16 protein-coding genes are annotated in these 15,755 nt (G+C 57.0%); 6 read left to right on the top strand and 10 right to left on the bottom strand.

The features are described from left to right. Nucleotides 1-50: 50 nt before the first annotated feature. Both QQX03_RS09575 and QQX03_RS09570 read left to right on the top strand, forming a co-directional pair. The gene (locus QQX03_RS09575; RefSeq protein ID WP_285975515.1) at nucleotides 51-1,973 is read left to right on the top strand and encodes a potassium transporter Kup; all 1,923 of its coding nucleotides are present in this window, start codon (nucleotides 51-53) and stop codon (nucleotides 1,971-1,973) included. A 54-nt stretch (nucleotides 1,974-2,027) separates the two neighbouring features. Beyond that, the gene (locus QQX03_RS09570; RefSeq protein ID WP_285975514.1) at nucleotides 2,028-2,264 is read left to right on the top strand and encodes a hypothetical protein; all 237 of its coding nucleotides are present in this window, start codon (nucleotides 2,028-2,030) and stop codon (nucleotides 2,262-2,264) included. 91 nt (nucleotides 2,265-2,355) lie between these two features. On the opposite strand, the gene QQX03_RS09565 is transcribed toward QQX03_RS09570, so the two are convergent. From QQX03_RS09565 to QQX03_RS09540, 6 genes are all read right to left on the bottom strand, one after another. Beyond that, on the bottom strand, nucleotides 2,356-2,928 hold the full coding sequence (locus QQX03_RS09565) for a urate hydroxylase PuuD (protein WP_285975513.1): 573 nt from the start codon (nucleotides 2,926-2,928) through the stop codon (nucleotides 2,356-2,358). Between the two features lie 98 nt (nucleotides 2,929-3,026). Further along, entirely contained in the window at nucleotides 3,027-3,680 is a 654-nt protein-coding gene (locus tag QQX03_RS09560) for an inner membrane-spanning protein YciB (protein WP_285975512.1), read from the bottom strand. Beyond that, nucleotides 3,680-4,618: a signal recognition particle-docking protein FtsY gene (gene ftsY / locus QQX03_RS09555; RefSeq protein ID WP_285975511.1), complete on the bottom strand. Its 939-nt coding sequence runs from the start codon at nucleotides 4,616-4,618 to the stop codon at nucleotides 3,680-3,682. The genes QQX03_RS09560 and ftsY overlap by 1 nt, the downstream gene beginning before the upstream one ends. Further along, complete coding sequence (locus QQX03_RS09550) at nucleotides 4,615-5,790, bottom strand: MiaB/RimO family radical SAM methylthiotransferase (protein WP_285976997.1); 1,176 nt, start codon at nucleotides 5,788-5,790, stop codon at nucleotides 4,615-4,617. Before QQX03_RS09550 ends, ftsY begins: the two co-directional genes overlap by 4 nt. Beyond that, nucleotides 5,790-6,614 carry a diaminopimelate epimerase gene (gene dapF, locus QQX03_RS09545; protein ID WP_285975510.1) on the bottom strand — a complete coding sequence of 275 codons (825 nt, stop codon included), beginning with the start codon at nucleotides 6,612-6,614 and terminating at the stop codon, nucleotides 5,790-5,792. The genes QQX03_RS09550 and dapF overlap by 1 nt, the downstream gene beginning before the upstream one ends. A 62-nt stretch (nucleotides 6,615-6,676) precedes the next feature. Further along, a complete protein-coding gene (locus QQX03_RS09540) occupies nucleotides 6,677-8,335 on the bottom strand; it encodes a putative bifunctional diguanylate cyclase/phosphodiesterase (protein ID WP_285975509.1) in 1,659 nt (552 codons plus the stop codon). A gap of 180 nt (nucleotides 8,336-8,515) precedes the next feature. On the opposite strand from QQX03_RS09540, the gene QQX03_RS09535 reads away from it, so the two are divergent. Further along, entirely contained in the window at nucleotides 8,516-8,974 is a 459-nt protein-coding gene (locus QQX03_RS09535; protein WP_285975508.1) for an EVE domain-containing protein, read from the top strand. On the opposite strand, the gene QQX03_RS09530 is transcribed toward QQX03_RS09535, so the two are convergent. Then, a complete protein-coding gene (locus QQX03_RS09530; protein ID WP_285975507.1) occupies nucleotides 8,952-10,613 on the bottom strand; it encodes a thiamine pyrophosphate-binding protein in 1,662 nt (553 codons plus the stop codon). The two genes, QQX03_RS09535 and QQX03_RS09530, sit on opposite strands and share 23 nt — an antisense overlap. 139 nt (nucleotides 10,614-10,752) lie before the next feature. Here QQX03_RS09530 and QQX03_RS09525 point away from each other — a divergent pair, with 139 nt between their 5' ends. Beyond that, entirely contained in the window at nucleotides 10,753-10,944 is a 192-nt protein-coding gene (locus QQX03_RS09525) for a hypothetical protein (RefSeq protein WP_285975506.1), read from the top strand. Here QQX03_RS09525 and QQX03_RS09520 read toward each other — a convergent pair whose 3' ends face one another. Further along, on the bottom strand, nucleotides 10,945-12,261 hold the full coding sequence (locus QQX03_RS09520) for an MFS transporter (protein WP_285975505.1): 1,317 nt from the start codon (nucleotides 12,259-12,261) through the stop codon (nucleotides 10,945-10,947). Between the two features lie 113 nt (nucleotides 12,262-12,374). On the opposite strand from QQX03_RS09520, the gene pgsA reads away from it, so the two are divergent. Next, nucleotides 12,375-12,968, top strand: coding sequence for a CDP-diacylglycerol--glycerol-3-phosphate 3-phosphatidyltransferase (gene pgsA / locus QQX03_RS09515; RefSeq protein WP_285975504.1), 594 nt, complete (start codon nucleotides 12,375-12,377; stop codon nucleotides 12,966-12,968). Between the two features lie 76 nt (nucleotides 12,969-13,044). After that, nucleotides 13,045-13,311: a hypothetical protein gene (locus tag QQX03_RS09510; RefSeq protein ID WP_285975503.1), complete on the top strand. Its 267-nt coding sequence runs from the start codon at nucleotides 13,045-13,047 to the stop codon at nucleotides 13,309-13,311. Here QQX03_RS09510 and QQX03_RS09505 read toward each other — a convergent pair. Together QQX03_RS09505 and rnd are read right to left on the bottom strand one after the other, a co-directional pair. After that, nucleotides 13,308-14,216, bottom strand: a complete 909-nt coding sequence (locus QQX03_RS09505) for a LysR substrate-binding domain-containing protein (protein ID WP_285975502.1) — start codon at nucleotides 14,214-14,216, stop codon at nucleotides 13,308-13,310. The genes QQX03_RS09510 and QQX03_RS09505 overlap by 4 nt on opposite strands. Before the next feature lie 305 nt (nucleotides 14,217-14,521). After that, nucleotides 14,522-15,724: a ribonuclease D gene (rnd, locus tag QQX03_RS09500; RefSeq protein ID WP_285975501.1), complete on the bottom strand. Its 1,203-nt coding sequence runs from the start codon at nucleotides 15,722-15,724 to the stop codon at nucleotides 14,522-14,524. Nucleotides 15,725-15,755 lie beyond the last annotated feature (31 nt).

Raw genomic sequence — 15,755 nt, 5'->3', positions numbered from 1 at the left:
CGAGTCAGGCTCGTGAGGGCAGTACCGGGAAAGCGGGAAATCCGTTTGATATGAGCGAAGCAGCAGCGCCAGCACATCAGCCACCAACGGGTGGAAAGTCACACAGTGCGTCCAAAACCGCGCTGGCTGTGGGCGCTATCGGTATCGTTTTTGGCGATATCGGTACCAGCCCGCTTTACGCCTTTCGTGAGACATTTGCCGGTACGGCCAATATTGCAATTGACCGGATGCATGTGCTGGGGGTCGTCAGCCTGATATTCTGGTCCATGCTGCTGGTTGTGGCGATCCAGTATGTCACCATCCTGATGCGGGCCGATAACAAGGGGCAGGGCGGTTCGCTCGCACTGGTCGCTTTGCTTTCGCGGCATATCGGCAAGTCAAGCTACGGCTGGTTGGTCGTTCTGCTTGGGGTGTTTGCGACATCGCTGTTCTACGGCGACAGTATGATTACGCCTGCGATCTCGGTCTTGTCAGCGGTCGAAGGTCTGACCGTGGTTGACGCTGGACTACAGCCGTTTGTTATCCCGATTGCGCTGGGTTTGCTGGTGTTCCTGTTCATGTTGCAAGCACGCGGGACCGCCAAGGTAGGCGCGCTGTTTGCGCCCGTTATGATCGTCTATTTCACGGTTATTGCCGGCCTGGGCGGATGGCAGATAGTCCAGAACCCCGACATTCTGTGGGCGCTCAACCCCTATTATGCGGTGATGTTTTTCGTGACAGACGGCGTGGTGGCGTTCCTGGCGCTTGGCGCGGTGGTGCTCGCGGTGACAGGCTCTGAAGCGCTCTATTCGGACATGGGCCATTTCGGGCGCGGTCCGATGCGCTTGAGCTGGTTCGGTTTTGTGATGCCGTGCCTGCTGCTCAACTACTTCGGGCAAGGCGCGATGATCGCAGGCTTGCCGCCTGAACAGGCCGCAGAAGTGGTGCGCAATCCGTTCTTCCTGCTCGCCAGCGAAGAATGGCGCTTGCCATTGGTGATCCTGGCAACTGTCGCCACCTTCATCGCCAGCCAGGCGGTTATCTCCGGTGCGTTCTCCATCACCCACCAGGCGATCCAGATGGGCTTCATGCCGCGTTTGAATGTGCGCCACACCAGCGAAACGGAAGGCGGCCAGATCTACATTCCGGTCGTGAACTGGGCGCTGATGGTGGCGGTTATCATCCTCGTGCTGACGTTCCAGAGTTCGTCCGCTCTCGCCAGCGCCTACGGTATTGCGGTGACCGGTGCAGTCACGATCGATACGCTGCTGATGGCGGTATTGCTGGTCGGGGTATGGAAATGGAAGTGGTGGTACGCGGGCCCCGTAGTCGCCCTGTTCCTGATCGTGGATGGTGCTTATTTCGCGGCAAACCTCACCAAAGTTCCCGATGGGGGCTGGTTCCCATTGATGGTCGGTTTCATTGCCTTTACGTTGCTGACGACCTGGGCGCGCGGGCGCAAGCTGATGCGCGCACAGATGGCCGAGGGCGGCCTGCCTATGGAGATCTTTGCCAAGTCAGCTAAGAACTCTGCGGTGCGGGTGCCTGGTACGGCGATCTTTATGGCCTCGAGCACCAACGGCGTACCGTCCGCGCTGCTGCACAATATCAAGCACAACAAGGTGCTACATGAACGCGTGGTGATCCTGACGGTCAATATCGAGGAAGTGCCCTATGTCGATCCGGGCGAACGCTGTGAATATCACGATATAGGTGACGGCTTCTATCGCGCCATCCTGCACTATGGTTTCATGGAGAAAACCGACGTTCCAGCGGGCTTGAAGCAGATGGAGCAGTGCGGCGGCGAGTTTGACATGATGCAGACGAGCTTCTTCTTGAGCCGGCAGACGCTGCTTCCGTCTGACAAGCCGGGCATGCCGATCTGGCGCGAGAAGATTTTTGCCTGGATGCTACGAAACTCGGCGACTGCGATGGATTTCTTCAAACTGCCCACCAACCGCGTGGTGGAGCTGGGTAGCCAGGTAGAGATTTAAGGTCCGCTAACGACCCATTTGCGGACGTTGGCAATATTCAAGTAACATGGTGGCATGACTGATTTTCCGGCAGACAAACTCCGCACTCTGAACGAACTTGAAGCATATGACGCGATGGTTTGGTTTCTAAACAGTTATTGGGAGAGAAGAGGCAAGTTATCGGATGACATCGCAATCCTTATGTCAGACTTGAGCCGCGAAATTTGGTCTAATCAAATGCCGGGCGACCCCGCGTCGTGGCGCGACTGGCAGAAGGCCGTTACCAATATTCAGGGTGCACGGGATCAGTAGTGTCCGCTTTGCACTCTATAATCAGACATAGAAAAGGCGCCACGGTTTCCCGCAGCGCCCTTCGTTATTCGTAGTGAGTGATCGCCGGGCGTTAGCCCAGATTTGCGCTCACCATCGCATACATCATCGGGAATGACAGCAGCGTGTTGAGACGGCTGGCGATAAGTGCGCGCGGTGCAGCAGCGGCTTTCTCGTCAGCGCTTGCCTCGACAATGCCGAGCACTTTCTTCTGCGCTGGCCAAATGATGAACCACACGTTGAACGCCATGATCAGCGCCATCCACATGCCGGCACCGATCAGGTTTTCGTACGAGTTTCCGGCGAAGGTCAACGCGTTGACCATGTAGCCATTGATCATCGCGATCCACAGACCGGTCACCACGGTCAGCAGAGCCGCCCAGCGGAAGAAGAACAATGCGCTTGGTGCGATTGTCTTCGTCACAGCCGGCTTATGCTCGTCCGCGATCTTGGGCATTCCGGGTACCTGTACGAAGTTGAAATAGTACAGCAGGCCGATCCATAGCACGCCGAAGAATAGGTGCAGCCAACGCCCGATCGAGTTTCCGTCAATCGCAACCGAATCTGCAAAGCCGAACATGAGTGCGAATGCTGAGACGAGACCAATCGCCAGCACCAGATGAAGATTTCCAAAAAGTTTTGCCATTATACTCCCCCTTATGAGCTTTCGCGGGGGCAATGGTCAGCCAATCCCCGCTACGCGCGGACACTGCGCAGATTGACACAAAAATGGCAAGAGCGCGATTAACTCGCTGGTGGAGGAGTTTCCGCGTCTTCGTCGCCATCATCCAATGACAGCCCGTTCTTGAGCAGCATGGGTATCTGGCTGAAAGTGAACAGGAATGTGAGAGGTAAGAACACCCATAGCTTGGCCCAGAGCCAGCTTTCAAAGCTGAGATTTGCGCGCAATCCTTCGTTTAGCGCTGCCAAAGCCAGGAAGAAAATGCCCCAATTGCGCGAAAGCTTAAGCCAGCCCTCATGGGTCAGCCCTTCGAAGGCGGCTTCGAGCAATATCTGCAGCAGAGCCCGCCCGCGCCAGACCCCGATCAGCAATGCGACACCCAAGACGCCGTAGATGATCGTCGGCTTTGTTTGGACAAACACCGGATCGCCAAAGAATATCGTCAGCGCGCCAAATCCCACGATCAGCGCGGTTGAAAACCACAGCATGGGGGAGACTTTGCCAAGCCGCCATTTGGAAGTGATCAGCGCCACTACGGCGGCGGCCATGAAGGCCATGGTGCCGTAGATGATCGCGAGAATTTCGTCGGCCGGGTTTGCCTCTGCAGGCGCATTCCAGCGATAGACACCAAGGAACACCAGCAGTGGGCCATAATCGACCAGGACATTGAGCCAGCCAGAACCCTTCTTGGCGGGCGCGCTTCTCTGTTCGGACATTACGCCACCCCTGCAATAACTTTGGCGACCAGATCGGGATCGAACGGACGCAAATCGTCAATTTTCTCGCCTACGCCGATAGCATGTATCGGCAGGCCGTATTGCTCAGCTGCGGCGACCAGCACACCGCCGCGCGCGGTGCCATCGAGCTTGGTCATGATGAGGCCCGTCACCCCAGCCACTTCCTTGAACACGTCGATTTGGGCGAGCGCGTTCTGGCCGTTGGTGGCATCAAGCACGAGTATGACATCATGCGGGGCTTCCGGATTGAGCCGTCCGAGGACTTTGCGGATCTTCGCAAGCTCATCCATCAGCTCGCGTTTGTTCTGGAGCCGCCCGGCAGTGTCGACGATCAATGCATCAATACCAGTGTCAGTTGCGGCTTTGACCGCGTCAAAAACGATGCTCGCCGGATCCCCGCCCTCGGGGCCGCGAATAATCGGCACACCCACACGCTCTGCCCATGTGGCGAGTTGTCCGATCGCAGCGGCGCGGAAAGTATCGCCTGCGGCCAGCATCACGCCGTAATCATCTTCCTGAAGCAGATGCGCGAGCTTGGCGATGGTGGTTGTTTTGCCTGACCCGTTGACGCCGATAACCAGCAACACTTGCGGGCGTGGGAAGGCTGTGATCTCAAGCGGCTTGGCCACTGGGCGCAGGATCTCTGCGATCTCCTCCGCTACGGCTTCTTTCAACTCGCGCTCGCTGATTTCAAGGCCGAAGCGTTTTTCACGCAAGCGCTCGCGAATGCGTGCGGCTGCCGACGGACCGAGATCTGACATAATCAGCGCGTCTTCGACATCGTCCAGCGTCGCATCGTCCAGCTTGGCCGTGCTAACCACTGTGGTCAGGTTCTCGCTCAACCGGTCAGAGGTTTTGCGAAAGCCGCCAAACAGACGCTCGCTCCAGCTCTTTTTCGGGGCTTCCGCCTCGCTCATACGAGCATTCCCTCAATCACTTCGTCAGGCGAGATGGTGGCGATTTGCCCCGCCGCAATGCCTTGCGGCACTGAAACTCGCGCGAAGTTCGGCGCATAGCCCGTACCGTCGCGTTCGGCGAGGACAGAAAGCTGTTTGCCCACGAGCGATTGCAACCATTGGCTGCGCATGTCGATGACTGCCGCGCGTAGTTCGCTCGCGCGTGCCTTGATGGCGGAACGATCCAGCTGCGGCATGCGCGCCGCGGGTGTGCCGGGGCGGGGCGAATAGGGGAAGATGTGCCCGTGCACGATGTCGCATTCACGGATAATGGAAAGGTTCGCCTGGTGGTGTTCTTCGGTTTCGGTCGGGAAACCCGCGATCAGGTCAGCGCCAATCGCGATCTCCGGACGGCGTCGCTTGAGCTTAGCGACCAAATCCACTGCGTCATTCCGCAAATGCCTGCGTTTCATGCGCTTGAGGATCAAATCATGCCCATGCTGCAGTGAGAGATGGAGATGGGGCATCAATCGACGCTCGCTGGCGAAAAGCTCGAACAACTGTTCGTCAATTTCGATTCCGTCGAGCGAGGACATGCGCAAGCGTTGCAGCTCTGGAAAAGCATCCAGAATCTCTCCCACCATTGCACCGAGCGGCGGCTTATCGGGCAGGTCATAGCCCCAGCTTGTCACGTCGACACCCGTCAGCACGACCTCTTGCGCGCCGAGCGCCAGATGTTGCTCGACCTCGCGTTTGACCGCATCGACGGTCATCGAACGGCTTTGCCCGCGCCCTTGCGGAATCACGCAAAAGGTACAGGCATGGTCACATCCGTTTTGGATCGCGATAAAGGCGCGCGTGCGGGTTGGCGGTAGAGGAGGTACCTCCATCGGCACATTCCATGCGCGCGGATCAAGCTTTGCCTGGTTGGCAATCAGCCCATCTACCTCAGGCATGTCTGCGATCTGCTCGCGCTCGATATCCGCCGCGCAACCCGTGACCAACAGCCGCGCATCGGGCCGCGCCTTCCGCGCCTTGCGAATAGCCTGGCGCGTCTGACGGACCGCTTCGGAAGTTACCGCACAGCTATTGATCACCACCAGATTGTCTTCGCCGGAAAGCATACCGCGCATGCGTTCGCTTTCGGCGATATTCAGGCGGCAGCCCAATGTGATCAGCTCTGGCCCGCTCATCATTCGCCGTCCGCGTAGTCCGACCATTCAAAGCTGCCGCGAAAGCTTTCGGTGGCTGGGCCGCTCATTAGGATGCGGTTGTCATCAGTCCATTTTATTTGAAGCGCCCCTCCGGGCAATTCGACCATTACTTTGCGCTCTACCAAGCCACGCCTCATGGCACCCACTGCCGTCGCGCAAGCACCTGTGCCGCATGCTCGCGTCAAGCCGGCGCCGCGTTCCCAAACGTTTAGCTTGATCCGCTCTTTGGACTGCACTGTGGCGACATTCACATTGACCCGCTCGGGGAATAAAGGATCATGTTCGATCTCAAGGCCGATATTGCCAAGGTCGATCGCATCCGTATCGCCGACAAAGAAAATCACATGCGGATTGCCAACATTGACGGCAATCGGGTTGCATAGCGGCCCCCAACTGACCGGCATCGAGGCTGTATCCATTGCATAGTCGAGCGGTATCGATTGCCAATCGAAGCGAGGTTCACCCATATCGACGGTTGCGCCGCCATCAGTTGGTTCCAGCGATATGACGGCGCCGTCAGTCAAAACTTTTGCCGACACTCCATGCAACAGCGCCACGGCACGGGCGGCATTGCCGCATGCTTCCACTTCGCCGCCATCTGAATTGAATATCCGCATGCGGAAATCCGCGTCACCCTGATCACAGTTTTCCAGCAGGATGAGTTGATCGCAGCCAATCCCCTTGCGGCGATCCGCGATCGCAGCGGCGGTGACAGTATCCAAGACAGGCAGAGCTTCTTTGCGACCATCTAGGATCACAAAGTCATTTCCGAGCCCGTGCATCTTGGTGAAATCAACTCGCATAGCGAAACGCGCTCTATGCGGCGGGCGCGTCTGCGTCCAGTATTTGTCGAGTCGGTTGCGACTTATGCGCGGCGTTGCTCTTGTGCTGCGTCGATTTCGTCAACGGCCTCAGTAGCGGTCTTTGTCACGACCGGAGGGGTCTTCGCGAGCTTGCCGTTCTCTGCCAATCGCTCAAGCATCTGGGATCCATCCTCCGGACGGCCATAGTGATATCCTTGCCCCTTTAGCTCGCCCATTTCGCGAAGCTGCGCGAGAATGTCTTCGTTCTCGATACCTTCCGCCGTGATCGGCATCTGCAACCCGTCACCTAGTGAGATGATCGCGTCGACGATCTTGCTGCTGTCCTTGTTGCGGAGCTCGCTGACAAAGCTGCGATCGATCTTGATCCGGTCAAGCGGCAAGCTGCGCAATTGCGAAAGGCTGGAGTATCCGGCGCCGAAATCATCAAGGCTTACTCGAACACCCTGGTTGCGCAGGCTGGCGATCATCGATTTCACCAGTCCCAGATTCTCATGCAGACAGGTTTCAGTGACTTCGATTTCCAAGCGGTGTGCCGGGAAATTGTTCTCAATCAACAGCTTCAGCAGCCGCTGTGAGAACCACGGATCACGCAGTTGAACTGGCGAGATATTGACTGACAGGGTCAGGCTGGAATCCCAGGCCTGAGCATCAGTGAATGCCTGAACCATCAACTGCTCGGACATCTCGGCAATGACGCCGATCTCTTCCGCAATCGGGATGAATACGTCCGGATTGACCAGGCCAAGCTCAGGCGATTTCCAGCGCGCCAGCATTTCGAACCCGACCAATTCGCCAGTCGAAATGTCAACCTGCTGCTCGTAGAACGGGACGAATTCGCCTCGTTTCAACCCGCGACGAATGCCATTCTCCAGCTCATTGCGGAAGCGTAGCTCATTCTCCATCGTAGGTTCGAACCAGAAATAGCGGTTCTTTCCGTTCTTCTTTGCCTGATACATCGCGATGTCAGCATGGTGTATCAGATTTTCGCTGTCCTCGATCCCCGCGGCCTTGCCTTTCAAATCGTGGTCAGTAGAGATGCCGATCGACATTGTCGTATCCACGCTGGACCCTTCGATCTCGACCTTGCCAGATACTTTTTCAAACAAGACGGCAATCAGCTCATCAACTTTCTCAGGGTGATCAGGCGAGTATGACATTGCGAACGCAAACTCGTCTCCACCCAGTCGCGCTACAGGTGACGTGTCCGGCACTGCATCGCGCAAGCGCTTTGCCATTACCGTCAACACCTTGTCGCCCATGCCATGGCCATTCATGTCATTGACCTGTTTGAAGTTGTCCAGATCGATCATTACAAACGCGGTGGCTTGACCGCGTGCATTGGCCATGCGGCGCAACTTCTCGGTCGCGCTCCCAATACTTCTGCGGTTCAGGCAGTTGGTCAGGGGGTCTGTTTCAGCCAGTTTGCGCGCAATTTCTTCAGCCTGCTTCCGCACCGCAATCTCGCTTGTGAGATCGCGATAACGCCGCCATCCGAAAATCATCAGCGCAATGTTGAGCAACATGGCATTGACCAGCAGATTGTCCGGCGCGGCTCCGGTGCCCATGATCGATGCGGCAACAAGCGGCAGAACCGAGCTGCCCGTCACAACAAAAAGGATGATCGCTGCCGCTGCAATTCCCAGCGCTACGATGTCGCGCTCGGCTTTGCCTAGCTTTTGCTGGTTGTCGTCTTCAGCCACTCTTGCGTCTTACAGGCCTTGTCGGCGCTGCCCTCAATCCTACGGACTAACTCGCATTACGTATGACGCCGATGATTAAAAATCGGGTTAATTGTGACTTCTCATCGCAGCCGGGGTGGAAACCGAAGCGTGGCTTGCGTAGGGCTATCAAAGTTTACCAATCCAGTTTGGAGAAAGAATTTGGCACGCTATTGGCTGATGAAATCGGAACCCTTCAAATACAGTTGGGACGATCTTGTGGCCGAAAAGGAAGGCCTATGGGATGGTGTCCGCAACCATCGCGCAAAGAATAATCTGGCTGCGATGAAAGTTGGCGAGGAAGCCTTTTTCTACCACTCGCGCGAAGGGCTGGAAATTGTAGGCGTTGCGACGATTAGCGTGGAAGGCATCCTCGATCCGACAGATCCAGAAGGCAAATGGGCGGCGGTAAAGATCAAGCCCAAATCGAAGCTCAATCGGCCGGTGACGCTGAAGCAGATCAAGGCCGAGCCCAAACTGGCGGAATGCGAGCTTATCCGACTTGGGCGATTGTCAGTGGCAGAGCTGACCAAGGCAGAGTGGGACACTATCCTTGAGATGGGCGGGGGCCTGTCAGGCGAGGTTCAAAGCCCGCGTGTTACCGCTTGCGAAGCCCGCTAATCGTCGCTCCGCTTGCGGCCAATTGTTCAACGTCAATCTTGCAATGGATCATCCGTAATCCCTTGCGAGTATTCGCTTCAGTAAGAGCTTGCTTGAACTGATCGGTTGTTTCAGCCCGCGCACTCCAAGCCCCGAACGCTGCGCCGAGCGCCGCGAAATCCGGGTTGGCAAGTTCTGTTGCTGAAACGCGTTCGGGGAATTCACGCTCCTGATGCATGCGGATCGTGCCATAGGCACTATTATCTATGACCAACACGATCATGTCGCACCCATGCTGTGCGGCTGTCGCCAATTCCTGACCATTCATCAGAAAGTCACCGTCACCGGCCAACGCAACCACCGTGCGGTCCGGGTGGCGCTGCGCAGCGGCAACGGCAGCAGGGACGCCGTAGCCCATTGCGCCGGCAGTGGGGGCGAGTTGCGTCGGGAAACCCTCATACCGCCAGTAGCGGTGCCACCAGCCTGAGAAGTTACCCGCACCATTGCAGATGATGCTGTCAGACGGCAGGGTTTCGCGCATGAATGCAACCGCTTGCCCCATGTCGAGCGCGAAATCGTTCGGCTGAGGGGTGGCCCAAGCCTCCCATTCTGCGTGAGCTTCAGCGCCTGCGTCGAAAGACAGGATGGAATTGTCTTCCCACAAGGCAGCAGTTTCAGCGAATTCATCCATTGCGCAACAGATCGCGAGATCGGTGCGGTAGACACGGTGCAGTTCTTCGGGGTCTGGATGAATATGCACCAGCAATTGCTCGGCGCGATCAAGCTCCGGGAAAGTGTAACCATCAGTGGTTGCTTCACCAAGCCGCGCACCCACTGCGATCACCAGATCGGCCTGCTTTACGCGCTCAACCAGTTTCGGATTGGGGCCATAGCCCAGATTGCCCGCATAAACCGGCGATGAAGGAGAGATAGCGTCCTGACGCCGAAAAGCAGTCGCGACGGGAAGCCCGTTCCGTTCAGCGAATTGCTGGAAGTGTTCGCGCGCTTTCGGATTCCAGCCCGCACCGCCGATAATCGCAATGGGGCTGGCCGCATCTGCTATCATTGCCATCAGTGTTTGCATCGCATCGGGACAGGCCGCTTGCGGCGGCCGTACGACGAACGGGCGAGGGGATGCGGAGGTCGCATCGTCCAGCATGTCCTCAGGCAGAGCCAATACAACTGGCCCCGGACGCCCCGAGATTGCGGTCGCATAGGCTCGCGAAACAAATTCCGGAATCCGGTCAGCATTGTCGATCCGCGCTGCCCATTTGCAGATCGGGCCGAAGAACGCAGGAAAATCGACTTCCTGAAATCCTTCACGTTCGTGCATGTCGCGCGCCACATCGCCCACAAACATGATCATCGGCTGCGAATCCTGATGCGCAACATGCACCCCAATGCTGGCATTGGTTGCTCCGGGACCGCGCGTTACGAAGGCGATACCGGGGCGGCCGGTCATGGCTCCATCCGCGCAAGCCATGAAACTGACACCGCCTTCTTGCCGGCAAGTGACGACATCAATGTCTTCGCGGCCATGCAGCGCATCGAGCACCTGCAGGAAGCTTTCGCCCGGAACTGTGAAAATACGGTCCGCGCCTTGTTCTGCAAGGCAATCGACCAGCAGTTTTGCTGCGTCAGGTGTTGTGCGTGTTGTCATGGTTCGCCGCTTAGCTTTGGTACGCTCAAGAGGCAATCATCCACAGCTCAGCATGAACACACATGCTTAATGTCCCGCTCTGCGACAGTCAGGATTTCTGCCGCGCACGATGGTTAGTATCGGGTTAAGACTCTGATCCATGAAGAGAGCATTGGTCCTGACCGACGAGCAAGCGCGCCACCCGTTCCGGGCAAGCCTGCCTGCTCATGTACGCAGCAATGAATATGAGGCTCCGGCTGACGTCTTGTGGAAGCTGACCTGCGATGATGTGCGCGGCTTTGCAACTGTATATTTCTCTGTCTTTGCAGCAGTATTGGTCTTTGTCGCCTGATCAGGCAGGGCTTTGCCCTTCGTCCAGCTCTGCCTGGTGCAAACGGTGGCCCAGCCACGCCGAAACCAGACACATTCCCGCGCTGAGCAGCAATTGCTCCACCACAGGCACGCCGATTGCGCTAAGCGCCATCGCAACGAGCGACCCTGCAACCATGGATCCGGAGTTGACGATATTGTTCGCAGCGATGGTGCGTGCGGCTTGATCCGGCGCGCAGCGCGTCGTCAGGAACGCATAGAGCGGCACCACAAACATGCCGCCTGCGATTGCGATGCCTATCAAGGTGAGCATGATCAAACTTGCCAGCGGCCAGGCTAAGAACTCGGTCACACCCATAATCTCGGTTATTTCGTAGGATTGCCATAAGCGGCACACGAAATAGAACGCGACGACAAATGCGCCCATTATGACCACGGAGATTGGTGAGTAGCGGGCCGACACCTCGCCCTTCAGCAGCGCGTTGATCGAAACCGAACCGATCGCAATTCCGACAGAGAAGATCACGAGAAACAGGCTCGCGACCTCTTTGCTTGCCATCAATGTATTCTTGGCGAGCGGAGGAAACTGGATGAACAGCACTGCGCCGATCGTCCAGAAGAAGCTGATCGCGATGATTGCGTAAAAGATCTGCCGGTCCAGCATTACATTGCGGATCAGGTTGATCGATGCACGGATGATGTGTCGGTCAAGCTTTTCCACCTTGCCTTGCGCCGGTGCGTCCGGGATCGAACGGCTGGTGAGATAGCCAAGCACGGAGGTCAGAATGATACCGCCAGCGGCCCATTCAACCGGAATCCAGCCTGCCAAAATCGTGCCCGCCAAAATCGCGATATATGTGCCAGCCTCCACCAGACCTGTCCCGGCCAACACTTCATCCTTTTTCAGATGCTGTGGCAGGATTGCGTATTTGATCGGGCCAAGGAAGGTGGATTGCACTCCTGTCAAAAGCAGAGCGAGCAACATCAGCGGGATAGCGACTGTGTCGACAGCGATCCCTTTCCACGCCAGATAAAGCCCGGATGCGCCGATGATCATCAACCCGATTTCGCACATTTTGACTGTGCGGATGATCTTTGCCTTGTCGCGCATGTCAGCCAGCTGCCCCGCTAGCGCGGACAGAAGAAAGAATGGCAGGATGAACAGAAATGACGCGACGCCGCTGAAAATACCTTCCGCGCTCTCGTCATTATAGACGGTATAGACCACGAACAGGACCATCGCGGTCTTGTAGAGATTGTCATTGAACGCGTTGAACAGCTGTGTGCAAAACAGCGGCAGAAAACGGCTGCGACGCAGCAAATGGGTTGAAGTAGTCAAATCATCTGCCCTGTAGCTGCTCCCTATTGCGGACCCTAGGGGTGGGCGTAGCCGTGAACAAGCCTGAAACTCCGGCTTTTTCCCAACGCACCTTCGCGCTAGGGGTGAAATCGATGCTTACTTTGCCGAACATCCTCACACTCTCGCGCATCTGTGCCGTGCCGCTATTGGCCTTTCTTTTGTGGTGGCCGGGTTGGGAGCTCGGCTATTTGCTGGCATTCGGCCTTTACAGCCTGATGGGGATTACGGACTATTTCGACGGCTACCTCGCGCGATCAAGCGGTACGGTGTCCAAGCTGGGCGTCTTTCTCGATCCGATTGCGGACAAGATTATGGTCGCGTCTGTCATTCTCGTGCTGACAGCAAAGGGCATTTTGACCGGACCATATGTGGGCGATCTGCATGTAATCGCTGGATTGATCATTCTCGTTCGTGAGATCACGGTCTCGGGCCTGCGCGAATTTCTTGGTGGTCTGCAAGTCTCCGTTCCCGTCACGAAGCTCGCCAAGTGGAAGACGACATTCCAGATAATTGGGTTGGGCGCGCTGATATTGGGGCAGGGGCTGCCGCAATGGAATGTGATGATTGTCGATGTGCTGGCGAATGTTCCGCATACGGTCGGGCTGATCACACTATGGGCTGCAGCCATTCTAACAGTGATGACCGGCTGGGACTATCTGAGGGTTGGCCTTAAACATATGGATTGATGTGAATTGAGGCGGCGCGTGCATTGGTGAATGCCGCGTCAACCTATTCTCAATATTTGGGGCCTAGTCAGGCCTCATGAGCGCAACGCTTTCAACCCTGCTCGCGGCATTTCTGAAGGTCGGCTGGATTGCCTTGATCTTCAATGAGGTGCGTGGAGCAATCCTGGCTGTGCCGGTGCTTTACGACATGTATCAGGCGGGCGGTTCGTGGATGGCGATCTGGGTTGGTTTCTGTTCGCTCGTCGGTATCGCCTTGTCAGTGGAGCTACCGCTGATCGCAGCGAGAAAGATTCAGAAGTTCGCGGACGAGAAGCTGCTCAAACCGGTTCCGGTGAACGCCTAACCCGCTCTCAGTTCCTCTGCCAACAACTCGAATTCCTCCGCACGGGGGCTATTCTTGCGCCAGATCAGCGCAATCTCCCGCTTGGCGCTCTTGTTCTTGAGCGGCCGCGCAACAACATCTGTTCCTCCCAAAATACCGGCATCCAGAGCCATCTCTGGCAGCATCGTTAGCCCCAGATCATTGTTCACCATCTGCACCAGCGTGTGCAGTGACGTGCCGATCATCGTGGCCGATGCGCGCAATTCAGGCCGATTGCAGGCGGCCAGCGCGTGTTCCTTTAGACAGTGACCATCCTCCAGCAACAGCAAGCGCCCTCCGGATGTCATGGTGTCAATCATACTCGCTGATACTGTCTCCGGCGGGTCTCTTGGATCATCCTTTGGGAACGCCACGAACAGGCGATCATCGGCAATATGCGCCATCTCCACCTCGCCGGTCGCGAAAGGCAAAGCCAGCAGCACGCAATCAACCCTGCCGTGATGCAGCGATTCGACAGCGTCCTGGCTCGTTTCTTCGCGCAGCAGAAGTTTTAGCTCAGGGCGTTCGCTGCGCAGGCGCGGCAGGATCTTTGGCAGCATGAAGGGCGCGATTGTGGGGATCACGCTCATCCGGATGGTCCCCGTCAACGGCTTTCCCGATGCCTGCACCAGATCGGACAATTCCTCTGCTTCGCGCAGCAGCCTGTGTGCCTTGGCCACCACCTGCTCTCCCAAAGCAGTAAAACGCACCACCCGGCGACTGCGCTCGACCAGCGTTACCCCAAGCAAGGATTCCAGCTCGCGCAATCCGGCCGACAAGGTTGATTGAGATACGAAACAGCTTTCCGCCGCGCGCCCGAAATGCCCGTGCTCGTGCAGCGCGACCAGATATTGCAGCTGCTTGATGGTGGGGAGGTAAGTTGACATCGCTAAGCCCTTAGCCCGCCGCCGCACGGTCGCAAAGCCCTACAGGATGGAACACATGGAACACTGTCCAAGGGCGGAAAACGCCATTGTGTGAATGCGCGGGTGCTGAGTGTGACCCTGTGGCGGGTGCGGAGAGGAATTGGCGGGCGGGCATGACACGGTGTCTAGCCCTCAATGCAGCAAGTAGGAAAACAAACCAGTACCTTATTCAGCCCCGCATCCGCGCTGATAAACGGTGTTGATCAATGACCGCAATTGGGCTGGAAAGCCCGGCCTCTGCTGGCAATGATAATTGAGGTGCGCCCTCACTCAGCCGCGAGCGATTCTTCCATCGCTGCTTGCATATCGTCGATATGCGTCATGGTGAGTTTGCCGTCCTTCACGGCGAAAGCGAGCTTACCTTCCACCAGTTCGAGAGCGTCACGGCCGAAAACGTCATATCGCCACCCATTCAATACAGGCAGTTCGCGGATTCCAGCGGCCAGCGCCTCCATCTCGTCAGCTTTTGTCAGCAATCGCGCCGCGACATCAATTTCTCGCGCGCGAATCTTGAGCAGCAGCTTGAGCAAATCGGCAACCAGGGCTCCCTCTTTGCCAAGCGGCGCGCCGCGCTTCATCTTCTCGGGCATTTCGTCTTTGTCGAGCGGTCCGGCCTTCTCGATCACCTTCATCAATCGCTTGCCGATGTCGTTTTCCCGCCATGCCGCCGACAGCCCGCGAACCTTCGCAAGGTCTTTCTGCTGCTTGGGTGGATGGCTTGCGATGTCTGCCAGTGTTTCGTCGCGCATGATGCGACCGCGCGGGATGTTCTTGTGTTGCGCTTCGCTTTCGCGCCATGCGGCAAGCGCTTTCAACCGCCCGAGCACCTGCGGATTGCGGCCTTGCGAACGAATCCGGCGCCATGCCAGGTCGGGGTCTGTGACGTAGTTGGAAACCTCCGCGAGCTTTTCCATTTCCGCGTCGAGCCACGCGCCGCGACCTGTTTTCACAAGTTTCTTCAGAATCTCGGGGAAGATTTCCGAGAGATGTGTGACATCCCCGATCGCGTACTCGATCTGACGGTCGGTCAGCGGGCGGCGGCTCCAGTCGGTAAAGCGCGCGCCCTTATCAATCGTAATGCTGAGCCAGCTTTCGACCAGATTGGCATAGCCGATTTGTTCGCTCTGACTGATCGCCATCATAGCGATTTGAGTGTCGAATATGGGATGCGGGGTCTTGCCGGTCAGATTGACGATAATCTCGACATCCTGCCCGCCGGCATGGAAGACTTTCAGAACGTCCTCATTCTCGGTTAGCAGATCCAGCAGCGGCTGCAAGTCGATGCCATCGGCCAAGGGATCGATCGCAGCGGCCTCTTTGTCATTCGCGATCTGGACCAGGCAAAGCTCTGGCCAATAGGTGTTCTCGCGCATGAATTCGGTATCGACGGTAACAAATTCGGATTTGGAAAGACGCTCGCATAAGTCTGCCAAAGCGTCGGTTGTGGTAATCAGATCATGTATTTTCATGCATCATTTCTTTTCGTTGAGCGGAGTACCG

Origin of the sequence: Altererythrobacter rubellus, from assembly GCF_030284385.1 — a bacterium.
GTDB lineage: Bacteria > Pseudomonadota > Alphaproteobacteria > Sphingomonadales > Sphingomonadaceae > Erythrobacter > Erythrobacter rubellus.
The sequence above is the reverse complement of the archived record's forward strand: the minus strand, read 5'-3'. Positions and strand labels throughout refer to the sequence as shown.

Excerpts from the sequence above, each read along its gene's own strand:
- QQX03_RS09575 (WP_285975515.1), top strand. The coding sequence starts at position 51 with ATGAGCGAAGCAGCAGCGCCAGCACATCAGCCACCAACGGGTGGAAAG.
- QQX03_RS09560 (WP_285975512.1), bottom strand. The coding sequence starts at position 3,680 with ATGTCCGAACAGAGAAGCGCGCCCGCCAAGAAGGGTTCTGGCTGGCTC.
- rnd (WP_285975501.1), bottom strand. The coding sequence starts at position 15,724 with ATGAAAATACATGATCTGATTACCACAACCGACGCTTTGGCAGACTTA.
- ftsY (WP_285975511.1), bottom strand. The coding sequence starts at position 4,618 with ATGAGCGAGGCGGAAGCCCCGAAAAAGAGCTGGAGCGAGCGTCTGTTT.
- QQX03_RS09550 (WP_285976997.1), bottom strand. The coding sequence starts at position 5,790 with ATGAGCGGGCCAGAGCTGATCACATTGGGCTGCCGCCTGAATATCGCC.
- pgsA (WP_285975504.1), top strand. The coding sequence starts at position 12,375 with ATGCTTACTTTGCCGAACATCCTCACACTCTCGCGCATCTGTGCCGTG.
- QQX03_RS09525 (WP_285975506.1), top strand. The coding sequence starts at position 10,753 with ATGAAGAGAGCATTGGTCCTGACCGACGAGCAAGCGCGCCACCCGTTC.
- dapF (WP_285975510.1), bottom strand. The coding sequence starts at position 6,614 with ATGCGAGTTGATTTCACCAAGATGCACGGGCTCGGAAATGACTTTGTG.
- QQX03_RS09565 (WP_285975513.1), bottom strand. The coding sequence starts at position 2,928 with ATGGCAAAACTTTTTGGAAATCTTCATCTGGTGCTGGCGATTGGTCTC.
- QQX03_RS09530 (WP_285975507.1), bottom strand. The coding sequence starts at position 10,613 with ATGACAACACGCACAACACCTGACGCAGCAAAACTGCTGGTCGATTGC.
- QQX03_RS09510 (WP_285975503.1), top strand. The coding sequence starts at position 13,045 with ATGAGCGCAACGCTTTCAACCCTGCTCGCGGCATTTCTGAAGGTCGGC.
- QQX03_RS09570 (WP_285975514.1), top strand. The coding sequence starts at position 2,028 with ATGACTGATTTTCCGGCAGACAAACTCCGCACTCTGAACGAACTTGAA.
- QQX03_RS09505 (WP_285975502.1), bottom strand. The coding sequence starts at position 14,216 with ATGTCAACTTACCTCCCCACCATCAAGCAGCTGCAATATCTGGTCGCG.